Below are 11,038 nucleotides of genomic sequence, written 5' to 3'. Positions count from 1 at the left end.
TTGAGAGCCTACAAAGATAAGAATTTGAAGCTGTTGAAATCGCATTGGCAGTTAGCGATTAAGATGCTGCTGGATTTAGTGTGGGAACCACAAGCATCCTATTAAATTCGTGGGGATCCCTCAGAACCTGAGTCCGCTTTATAATCATCAACATGAATTTAATGAGTCATGTGTTAGTTAAGCATTGAATTAGTCACCTGCTTTAGATTTTGCTTTTTCAATACGGTTAATTCGACCTTCAAAGCCAGTGACAGTTCCGTCGCTTAATTGATAAGTCATTGCTTGCTGGCACACTACAATGGCTTTATCAAACTGTTTGGTGTCATTAAGCATAGTTGAAAGCTGCATAAAGCCTGGGCCTTTTTCATCAGCTGCAATCTTATTATCTTGCTGGTATTGCTCAAAAGTAGATAAATAAATATCTGTCAATTGCGCTCCGTACTGACAATATTCAGCTTGTTTACGCAATTTATAACTGTGGCCAATAATGTTCAATAAGCTCTGATGTTGGACTGCTGTATCAGCATTCACATCATGCTTCGCCACTAAACCAGTGAACACTTCACCAGCCCAAGCGCCTGTTGTAGGCAGAGCCAGATCATTTGTGGCTGGCTCTGGCTGCGTTTCGAGTGTAGGTTCTGCTTCAGCTGTGACAGCTTCAGGCTCAGATGTAGTTTCAGCTTCAACCTCAGCAGCTGGCTCCGCTTGAGTAACGGGAGCAGCTTCGGCAACGACCTCTTCGACTTTTGGCTCTGGCTCTAGCTCTAGCTCTGGCTCTGGCTCTGGCTCTGGCTCAGCATCCACTTTTTCAGCTTCTGCAACCACAGTATCAGCTTCGCCTTCAATGACACTGGTTGGCTCCTGCTCGGTTTCTGTCGACTCTGGCTGCTCAAGCTCTTGTTTAGCCACATTTTGAGTTCGACGATACAAATAGACGCCTAACAACACTAATAAAACAATTACGATAATTTTCATTGATAACACCATGCCTGTGTCATGAATTATGAATTTAAAATAGCTTTTATAAAAAGGTCAAAGCGTATTCAAGCGAGTATATTTCTACGCTGCATTTTTAAACAGCTATATAGGTATTAATAAGCTATTGTGTGGTCATAAATCAAGTATTTATCCCGCTTTTGTGCCTTTAAACATGATAACTGGGGATAAATTCAAATTTTTACTTTTTTGTGCTTTAGCTCAAGCTTATTATCACCTAAATTGAACTCCTAATATGATGCTCGTTACACTAACCATACCCGAGTAAATTACTAAGGTATTTATCTATGTCAGCCACTCCACTTCTCTCTGGTCAATTGTTGTTTGAACTGAATACGATGACTGCTATGGCAAAAATATATTGTCGCGCTCATCATCAGCAAGCACACAAGCAAACCTTATGCGCTGAATGCACAGAGCTACTGCAATATGCAGAAACTAGGCTCGACCGTTGTCCTTATGGTCAAGATAAACCGACCTGTAATAAATGCCCTGTGCATTGTTATAAACCGCACATGAAACAAAAAGTCAGAGAAATCATGATTTACTCAGGCCCGCGTATGTTAATTCCCCATCCCATCATGTCGATTAAACATTTATTGGCAGAAAGAAAGCCTGCACCAGGAAAACCACCTGAGGGTGTGTCTAATCGACATATAAGAAAGCAAAAATTGACTTAGGGTACTGGTTGAAATAGTCGCTTACAGGTATTATCACTCTACTTTGAAAAGGGGTAATTCATCGAACTCGGATCTTTTTTTGCGCAAGCTTACATATGGTTATCATTACTCAGTGGCATTCATTGCTTAGGAGTGGGCTTATATGTACGTTATATCTATGCCAATAACGATCCTGCAACCACTCAAAGTAATCGTCTTCTTGGTGCATTATTCATCTTAATTGCGCTCTTTTTTGCTACTGGTGCTATCCCACGAGACAGTGTGCAATATCAGATGCACTTTGTGCTTACCCTCATGGTGCCATTTTATTTTCTATTGATGCCACTACTGTACTCGTACTGTAAATCGAGCCTGCAAATAAAGGTTTCAGAGCTCAATAGTAGTAAACATCTACTGCCCACCTTTATTTCCATGCTGGTGATTGTGTTAGCTGTGTCTTTTAATATCGGTATCGATCCAAACGCATCTCGCCAATCAGTCGCAACGGTCAGTGAACTCAGTCATATCAATATGATTGCCCTGATCATGCCTGGATTCATCATTTTACAGAGTGCTGTTTACTTTACGCTTATCTTTAAAACCCTCAGAAAACACAGAAAGCGGTTTAAGCTAGCAAACCAACAAACCTTAAAAGACATTCGATTTCGTTGGCTGCTAATTCTAACCTGTGGAATATTACTTAACTGGGTATTACGCCTTATCATGTTATTAGTACCGTTTTATTTTGGCGATACCGTTTCAGTAATGGCGCATACCATTGCTAGATTATCTCTATTATTGACTGTCTATGTATTTGCACTTTACGGGTTACACCAAATTACCCGCGCGGCTTATCTTCGCGGAACCACAAATTTGAGTAATGAAGCCAGTAAAAAACCACAAAAAGCCAGCGAGCAGCTACTTAATTCAGAAGAGTTGAACTACTTACAGACAATAATGAACGACGAAAACACGACAGAAAAGCGAGTCCATTAATATAATAAATAAGGAAAGGATCTCCATGACACTATCCTGCACAACCTTACGCCGTATAGGCATTTTCACGCTAATGGGCTTATCAACTCAAGTCTATGCTAATCAAGCTAATAAAATTACTATCGACGACTTTTTTGATATTGGCATAATGAAACAAGTCCGTTTCAGTCCCAATGCTAAACACGCTATTTGGGTCGAAAGCCGTTGGGATAAAGAGCTCGATAAAGCGCAAGCTGACTTATGGAAAGTTGACACTAAAACACGTCAAGCTCAACGTCTCACTTTTAGTAACGAAAATGAATCAAGCCCGGTATGGAGTGCAGATGGGCAATATATTTATTTCCTCAGCAAACGCACTGATACCAGTGAAAAAGCGCCACACAATGGTAAAAATCAAGTCTTTAGAATGACCGCAAACGGTAATGACATTCAGCCTCTCACCAAAGAGGTTAAAGGTGTTAACGCATTTCAAATAAGCCAAGATGGCAAAAACCTGTACTTTATCGGTAATAAAACCGTTGAAGAAACAGACCAATGGAGCGCCATGCGAAACAGCCATAGTGCACCAGAGTATGGTCACGGCTCGCACGATTCCAATCCATTACATGTTCTGGACTTAGAACACTATAAGCAAAAAACACTGATTGATGACGGTAAAGTCGTGTGGCAATTTAGCGTCAATCAAGACCAATCAAAAATTGCCCGAATTACCACAGAAGATAATGAATTAGTCAAACTTGAAGGCTGGTCAGATATCGACATCTTTGATATCAGCGATCAGAAGCATCAAGTATTGCAAGACACTCAATGGCGCCAACAAGCCCCATCACCATATGGCTGGTTGCTCGGATTATCATGGCATGAAGACAATCATAACCTGGCATTTAGAATCGATTTTGACGGTCACCCAGGTAAGTTGTTCATCGCAGATATTAACGCTAACAACACGAAAATAACTGAGTTAACTCGCCCAGATAAAGTCACCTTAAATGGCGACGATCTTAAATGGCGCCCCGACAGTGATGAGATTTGTTATCGCGGTGCAATCGAAGCCAAAGTTAAAATTTACTGCACTGAGTTTGACAATGGTCAACAGCAAGAGACTCGCAGTGTCATTGGTGCTGATACTGTCGTTGGCAGTTATGACTTTAGCCAGTCTGGTAAGAAGGTTGCGCTAAGCCATAATGGCTTAACCCATTTCAGTGATTTATTCATTGCAGATGCGAACAATCGCCGCGCTAAAATTAAGCGTATTACCGATATCAACTCTCAAGTCAGCCAATGGCAATTACCTCAAATTTCGATAGTAAAATGGACCGCGCCAGATGGCAGTGATGTTGAAGGTATTCTAGAACTTCCCCATGGCTACACCAAAACACAAGGTCGTTTACCCTTAGTCGTGCAAATTCATGGTGGGCCGACTGCTGCCACCCCTTATGCACTGCAACACCGTTCTTATGGTCGTGGCACATTTTCAGCAGATGGCTGGGCTATTTTGTCGCCAAACTATCGTGGTTCCACTGGCTATGGCGATAAGTTCTTAACCGAATTAGTCGGTCGAGAACACGATATTGAAGTCAACGATATTCTTGCTGGAGTCGATTACTTAATCGCAGAAGGCATTGTTGATGAAGATAAAATGGCTGTGATGGGCTGGAGTAATGGTGGCTATTTAACGAATGCTTTAATTAGCACAACTGATCGCTTTAAAGCCGCGAGCTCTGGTGCTGGGGTGTTCGATCAACGTTTACAGTGGATGCTAGAAGATACACCCGGTCATGTGGTTAACTTTATGGAAGGACTACCTTGGGAAAAGCCAGAAGCATACTCCCATGGCTCATCATTGACCAAGGCTCATAACATCTCCACGCCTACTCTTATTCACATTGGCGAAAACGATCAACGCGTACCTGTTGGCCATGCACAAGGGCTATATCGTGCCTTAAGGCATTACTTAAATGTACCTGTTGAATTGATAGTTTACCCAGGAGAAGGCCACGGCCTGAGCCATTATCAGCACCGTAAGGCAAAAATGGAATGGGATAAAAAGTGGTTCGACTTTTATGTCTTAGGTATAGAAGAGTAAGCAAAACTCAAACTAATCAATTGTCATCATTTCGACCTAAAGATTAACAACGCCTAGTGAGTCAGCCTGAACAATAGCTGTCATTAGGCGTTTTAGTTTTGTGCTTCCGGCTCTGGCTTTGTTATGCTGCTAGTCTGAATTGATTATCGACTTTTTAGTCATTGAGCATCAACCTCGTTACCGCTCAAGGATTCAAGTTGCTGTTAGCATGTGCTAGCTAATGGTTCAGCCTAAGTTGAGCCCAGCTTTCCCTTACTTGTAGGAGTAAATATGAAAAACATATTATCACTGTTGTCCGTCACCTTCGTCTTAATAGGACTGACTTTTTCAAATTTTGCACATGCTGATAAATATGCCAAAACAGTGGAAGACTTTAGAAAAGCCCCTGAAGTACAGAATTTTTTCCAAAATGCTTATGGTTATGCCATTTATCCAACCGTGGGTAAAGGCGGCATTGGTATTGGCGCAGCGTATGGCGCGGGTCGAGTGTACAAAGGCGGGATCCATACTGGCGACTCCACCCTATCGCAACTGTCTATCGGCTTTCAGTTAGGTGGCCAAGCTTACAGCGAAATTATATTTTTTAAGAATAAAGCCGCCTACGATGATTTTACTAGCGGTACCTTTGAATTCAGTGCACAAGCATCAGCTGTTGCCATTACCGTTGGCGCAAACGCGCAAGTGGGCTCAACGGGCAACTCTGCCGCGGCAGGTAATGCGGGTAACCGCACAGCAGCCAAAGCTAATTACATGAACGGTATGGCCATTTTTACTGCAGCAAAAGGCGGACTAATGTATGAAGCAGCCATTGCAGGACAAGCCTTTAGCTTTGATGCTAAATAGTTCTTTATAAAAGAAACCCAACCCAATAAAAAGGCTGCCGTTGCAGCCTTTTTACGCTCATTTTAAAACATAATCTGATAAACAGTTACTTTCACTACAATCATAAGCAGACAAATCAAACTATCATTGATAAACCTGCTCTAAGGCATTTTGTTTTATTACAGGTGTTGGATTAGCAACCGCTAACAAACTTCTGGACAATTCCGAGTTAGATCTCTAAATCTAATTCGTGAATTTAGGATTAAAATTTCTATGAGTTAACGCCGCATTAAGGTGTGAGCGACGCTTGGCTATACTTGAGCGAAGCGAAAACGCCAAGCGTTGCGAATCACTCTTAAATGCTTTGTTATATGAAAATTGCACTCGCAGTTACCACAACTGAGCCCAACGCTAACACAAAAGGAAGTTGGTAGTCAGTGAAGTATGATTCATTAAACATGTATCGCAATGCACCCCAAAGCCTATAAGCGTTAAATCTGACAATGGTATAGCTTAAATATTGACGATAGAAATGTGGTTTATCATTTGAACCATCTAAAGGCGTCCAACTAGAATACTCACTTTTAGACAAAACAGCATGGAACTGATCTATTAAGTCTTGTTTATCTGGATAACCTCTGTCGTCTGCATAAATATAGAATTCACATTTACGCATGAATATAAAGGTCATTTCATCCTTGTTCATCGGTATAGCCGCAAACCTGCCCCCTCTGCTGTAGCGAGGGTCAGCAAAACAAACACTCAGAATTGAAGGGTCTACAAAATGAGCTTTTTGTCGAGCTTTTTTAGTTAAATAGGTTTCCTCCAGATAATAGATATGGTCTCTCATTCTACGATGCATATCATTAACATAAGTTTCTTCTTGGTAATATTGCCAATAGCGCAGTAAAAAATAACTGAACAAAATAACCAATGCATATTTGAGAACAACAGGATTAGACACACTAATGACGGTTCCGAGTAAGTTGATCTTTTCGATACTGGCTCCACTTAAGAAAAACAATGGCATCAACATCGATATAACCATTAGATTTCGCCTTTGCCTCAATAACCCGTCAGATATGTCACGATATCTTGCTTTTCTATCTTCAGCCAAAGTCTCTCCTTTTTCATATAACAGTATATTAGGCTGAATTCCGAATAAGAACAGTCTTAATAAGAACAGTCTTAATAAGAACAGGTCGCCAGTACTTTAATCACTCAAGACTAACAGTAAACCAGTTTATCAACAATGAGTTAGAACATAGAAAGAACTGTTCCCCAGTTTCTCCGCCTGAGTGAAACAAAGAACTGTCATCATTGCATAAAGTGCAATGTTCACGCAGGTCTTATATCTTGCGTCCCGCATTAGCCTTTATAAGGCTGAAGCTTTAATTGCGCGACTAACAACTTCTATCAGTGAAAATCATTTTGGGGCAGAAATGAGTTTCGGAAAAGTAAACATTAGCAAATCATGAATAACTACAGGTATGGCAAAGAGGAAAAAGTTTCAACGGTGTCTCCAATTGCTTTATTGAAATACTAGTACCTGATCCCGTACTGGAATCAGGTGATTGTTATGAGAGACAAAAGACAAGACATGACCCTATTGTTTCTAATGCTGAGTCACAAGCAGTTTTTTTTCCATGCTCGATTAATCATTATCAGCATTACTGATAACTTAAGCGCGTTGCAGCAAATCGGTTAAGTAAAGTGTGCATGATGTAACACAGTAATAAAGTCGCTACGATGGCAACCAAAATACTGCTAATACGGTAAAGTGCACTATATATCAGATCGCTACCTGGGGTGAGGTATTGGCCAAATAAAATCCCCAGCGTGGTCATCGCTCCAAAGCCAACCCCAGCGCCGACGTTTTCTTTGACGTGTACTTGGCTAAATAGCATTAACCCAAACCATAAAACCGGCACGACTAAGATCAACAGCCCTGACCAATCATAAAGAAACAACTGGGCTAACACACCGAATGTCACTCCAAGAAAGGTACCTATCGCACGTTTAAGGGCATAATTTAATACCCCAGTAAAATGCATCGGATAAAGTAATAAAATTGTGGCAGCTTGCGCCGACATAGAGTCTTGTAGATTAAATATCTGGAACATGATAAAAGATGCTGTGGCGATAGTTGCCCCCAGTAATACTTCATGTCGCATTCGATTTACTGATTTTGCTGGTGGTTTTTGCAATTTTCTGGGTTCAACATCAGGGATTAACGAGACCATGATATAGGCGATAATGATTGCCAGTATTGTGGCGCCGAGATTAGCGCCGATGAGACCGTTTAGATCAGTATCAGGGTAACTGGCAAAATTAAGCATGATGCTCAGATTAAGTAAACTATTGGCACCATAAAGAAAAAAACTGCCGCGGGTCATGGCGGTAAAAAAGCCAACAAACACCCCAAAAATAATCAGGGTCATTAAGACTGGGTGGCCACCAAATAAACCACCGATAACGCCTACCACTAATCCAGCTGTAACAGAAGACGCCAACACCTGCTGCGCGACATGGGCGGTGAACACAGGTGCTAGACCTAGCAATACCATAGGGGTAACAGTATAAAACACCCCGTTACTAAAGCCGAACAGTTTACACAAAGTAAAGCCAATCGTGCCAGCAGTGGCAATACGTAGACATTGACGTAAATCATTGGCTGTCATGGGATTAAATCTTAGTAACATGATTGTTGCCTTGTGTCGCTGTAATATATTTAAAATAGCGCATCTATCAAATGTATGATGTTAATAGATATAGTGCAGCATACTGATGGCTTTAATCTGCCCATGAGCTAATAAGTTCAGCAAACTATTTTCTGGCATTATCTGCACCGTCGCCCGTGCCCCCGTTGGCAATGTTCTCATGACTTCGTCATTATCTAATTGTAAATGCAATCTCATTCTTTGGGCGTCACGGACCCAGCGATCTGATTGTTGCGGAGTCGCTAAACTGCCATTGGCATCGAACTGTCCGGCGCTAACCCCAGCATCAATACTGCTGACGTGGGCGCGATATAAACGGCCTGGTTCACCGTCAAACGCAACAAGGGCTTTAGATGAAATTGAGACATCTCGTAATGCCTTTTCTCTAAAATCAGCAATTATATCCACATCATCAGAAACAAGAGCCAGCAGTGGCTGGCCAATGGCCGCAAAGCCGCCGACCATGATTTGCAAGTTAGTAACTGTGCCGTCTTGATCCGCATGAACTTGGGTATAAGACAGGTTTAATTTGGCTTGGGCTAAGCGATTTCCGGCCTGACGTACTTTTAAGTTATTGTTACCGTAAACACCGCGGCTCACTTCTAATTGCTTTAAACGGGCTTGGGTTGCCAGCAAATTTGCTTCAGCCGCAGCGGCATCGCTGTCAGCTTGATCGCGTTGCTGTTGGGATACGCCATTAGTTTTGTACAGTGCATCAAGACGCTTTGCTTCGCTGCGTTTTTGTTGTGATGTGGTTTGGCTGGCATTGACATCAGCTTGCGCCGCTAACAAAGAGGCATCTAGCTCAGCGTTATCTTGCTGGACTTGCTCTAAAGCCAACTGCGCTTCATCTACCGCTAACTTATACGGTCTAGGATCTACTTCAAACAGTAATTCACCCTTGCTAACAACTTGGTTATTAGTGACAGCAATAGTTTTAATGCGGCCATTAACTTGTGGGGTAACCTTAGTCACAACCCGAGTTGCCATAGCCTGCGGCGTTAATGGCATAGTCGCATCAGCAAACATAAAGTAACCAAATACCAGCATAAAGCCTGCTAAGGCAATTTTTGTTAGCCGCGAAAATTGTTGATCTGGTGTCATATTTGTATTCACTTACTTGTCTGTCATTTTAGCTAATTTGGTTAACGCATTATTACCAATCAGATTAATTACTCTTTCAAACTCAGTAAGTTCTTCAGCGTTTATGCCTAAGAGCAATTGGCTACGGATATTGATAATTGTTACTTCAACTTTCGTTATTAAATCGAGTCCAGCAGGAGTCAAATTGACAAGTCTGGCGCGTTTATCATGGGGGCAACAGTGGCGTTCAATGAGCCCTTGCTGTTCTAATTGGGCTAAGGTGCGCATTAAAGAGGCCAGTTCAATTTCTAAGGCATTGGCTAATACTTTTTGACTGAGGTTGTCGCCTAATCGCCACAGTTTCCATAAGGCTGTCCAGCGTGGGTAAGTTAACTCTAAAGGGGCAAGTTCAATGTCAACAGCGGTGCGCCATAAGCGATGCAGACGCCCCAATTGTTCTGCCAGTGATAGCTCTTTCATATGGTCGAATTCTTTTTGCATCATGGTTCCCATTTACTTAGCGTGCTAACTATTATACTTGGTTAGCACGCTAAGTAAATTGTTTTATACTATCAAAATCGCCTCATAAGCCTAAATCCCCTTAAAGTAATGAAAAAAAGAATAAAAATGGAAGTGAAATAGGACATCCGATCTTTTACCAATAAATTTTAACCCAGCCAACCCAATCGCTGAGCCAGAAACACAGTAGATGACAAAAAATATTAGCTAACGCGCCCATTCAGTCACAAAATAAACGGAAGCGGAATTTTAAAGAAAAATATGTAGGATTTTTGAGATTTACAGGTGGCGTTGTTGAACAATTCCTCCCTAAGAGCGTGGTAACCCCAAGGGCTGCGAGCAATTAAGCCACTTCATTTCTTACGGGCATACCTAACAACGGGGGGGGGCAGGTCTTGCCTTTTGCCACTATACGGCTGACTCGTGAATAATGTAAGTCGAAGTGATTCCCTATTTGCTTTTGCGTATTGTAGTGGTATAGCGAATTTGGCCACTCTATTGAAGGTGATATTAGATTATTGAGGGTAAATACAAATGACTAAACCTCGAGAGATATCCATTTCAAACACATTTCGGGGCATAAACGAGTTACCAGCACCAACTTTATACTGAAATTTACATTGACTAAATTTCAGTAGTCCATGACTGCAATTTAACCCATTGCCTGCCGCAGGGATGTTCAGGATGAACGGAATGTCGCGATCACATGGATGTGAAAAAGCGGCCTTATGTGTAGATACAACTGCGAGACCCTGCATTCTTTATTTAAATCAAAAGGTCCATGTAAACTCTGCCAAAACATCCATGTTTGGGTCATATTTGTTCCCTACAAATAATGACATTCCCTCCATCCTTGGCAGTCAGAAGCTCGCTGCTGCATCTACACTGGGTTTATTGTCTCTTCGATTTGACTGTATTTGTGTCAATGATAAGCATAAAAAGAACTAACTATAAAAATCTAAAAGACTCAATTTTAATTGAGGTAAGCAAGAAAATTACGTGAGTCCAGACATGGATGTCTGGCTAGCTTTCGAGGGGAAGGGACGCCCCATCGTAAGCGTTAGTGATTTTTGTAGCTTGCCGAAGCGGACTCAAAATGAAGTTTAAAGCTGGATCATTCTCCGTTGGAAATTTTGCTGTTTAAATTTCGCCGGAGC

9 protein-coding genes are annotated in these 11,038 nt (G+C 41.6%); 4 read left to right on the top strand and 5 right to left on the bottom strand.

All coding sequences use genetic code 11. The features are described 5' to 3' along the window. Window positions 1-189: 189 nt before the first annotated feature. Window positions 190-975 carry a hypothetical protein gene (locus AB4153_RS20355; protein ID WP_371998507.1) on the bottom strand — a complete coding sequence of 262 codons (786 nt, stop codon included), beginning with the start codon at window positions 973-975 and terminating at the stop codon, window positions 190-192. Between the two features lie 308 nt (window positions 976-1,283). Here AB4153_RS20355 and AB4153_RS20350 point away from each other — a divergent pair, with 308 nt between their 5' ends. The 4 genes from AB4153_RS20350 to AB4153_RS20335 all read left to right on the top strand — a co-directional run bounded on the left by AB4153_RS20350 (window position 1,284) and on the right by AB4153_RS20335 (window position 5,580). Continuing rightward, the gene (locus tag AB4153_RS20350) at window positions 1,284-1,676 is read left to right on the top strand and encodes a nitrous oxide-stimulated promoter family protein (RefSeq protein WP_229372238.1); all 393 of its coding nucleotides are present in this window, start codon (window positions 1,284-1,286) and stop codon (window positions 1,674-1,676) included. Window positions 1,677-1,808: 132 nt separating this feature from the next. Beyond that, a complete protein-coding gene (locus AB4153_RS20345; RefSeq protein ID WP_371998506.1) occupies window positions 1,809-2,651 on the top strand; it encodes a hypothetical protein in 843 nt (280 codons plus the stop codon). A 73-nt stretch (window positions 2,652-2,724) separates the two neighbouring features. Continuing rightward, window positions 2,725-4,737 (top strand): prolyl oligopeptidase family serine peptidase, encoded by a 2,013-nt coding sequence (locus AB4153_RS20340; protein ID WP_371998508.1) that lies wholly within the window; start codon window positions 2,725-2,727, stop codon window positions 4,735-4,737. A 270-nt stretch (window positions 4,738-5,007) separates the two neighbouring features. Then, complete coding sequence (locus AB4153_RS20335; protein WP_229372243.1) at window positions 5,008-5,580, top strand: lipid-binding SYLF domain-containing protein; 573 nt, start codon at window positions 5,008-5,010, stop codon at window positions 5,578-5,580. A gap of 346 nt (window positions 5,581-5,926) precedes the next feature. Here the strand turns inward: AB4153_RS20335 and AB4153_RS20330 are convergent, their stop codons facing one another. The 4 genes from AB4153_RS20330 to slyA all read right to left on the bottom strand — a co-directional run bounded on the left by AB4153_RS20330 (window position 5,927) and on the right by slyA (window position 9,863). Continuing rightward, window positions 5,927-6,676, bottom strand: coding sequence for a hypothetical protein (locus AB4153_RS20330; RefSeq protein WP_371998505.1), 750 nt, complete (start codon window positions 6,674-6,676; stop codon window positions 5,927-5,929). A gap of 553 nt (window positions 6,677-7,229) precedes the next feature. After that, window positions 7,230-8,261, bottom strand: coding sequence for a DUF2955 domain-containing protein (locus tag AB4153_RS20325; RefSeq protein WP_371998504.1), 1,032 nt, complete (start codon window positions 8,259-8,261; stop codon window positions 7,230-7,232). 60 nt (window positions 8,262-8,321) lie between these two features. Beyond that, complete coding sequence (locus AB4153_RS20320; RefSeq protein WP_371998503.1) at window positions 8,322-9,383, bottom strand: HlyD family secretion protein; 1,062 nt, start codon at window positions 9,381-9,383, stop codon at window positions 8,322-8,324. Window positions 9,384-9,395: 12 nt separating this feature from the next. Then, window positions 9,396-9,863, bottom strand: coding sequence for a transcriptional regulator SlyA (slyA, locus tag AB4153_RS20315; RefSeq protein ID WP_017059069.1), 468 nt, complete (start codon window positions 9,861-9,863; stop codon window positions 9,396-9,398). Window positions 9,864-11,038 lie beyond the last annotated feature (1,175 nt).

This window comes from Shewanella sp. 10N.286.52.E4 (genome assembly GCF_041468785.1).
Lineage (GTDB): Bacteria > Pseudomonadota > Gammaproteobacteria > Enterobacterales > Shewanellaceae > Shewanella > Shewanella electrodiphila.
The sequence above is the reverse complement of the archived record's forward strand: the minus strand, read 5'-3'. Positions and strand labels throughout refer to the sequence as shown.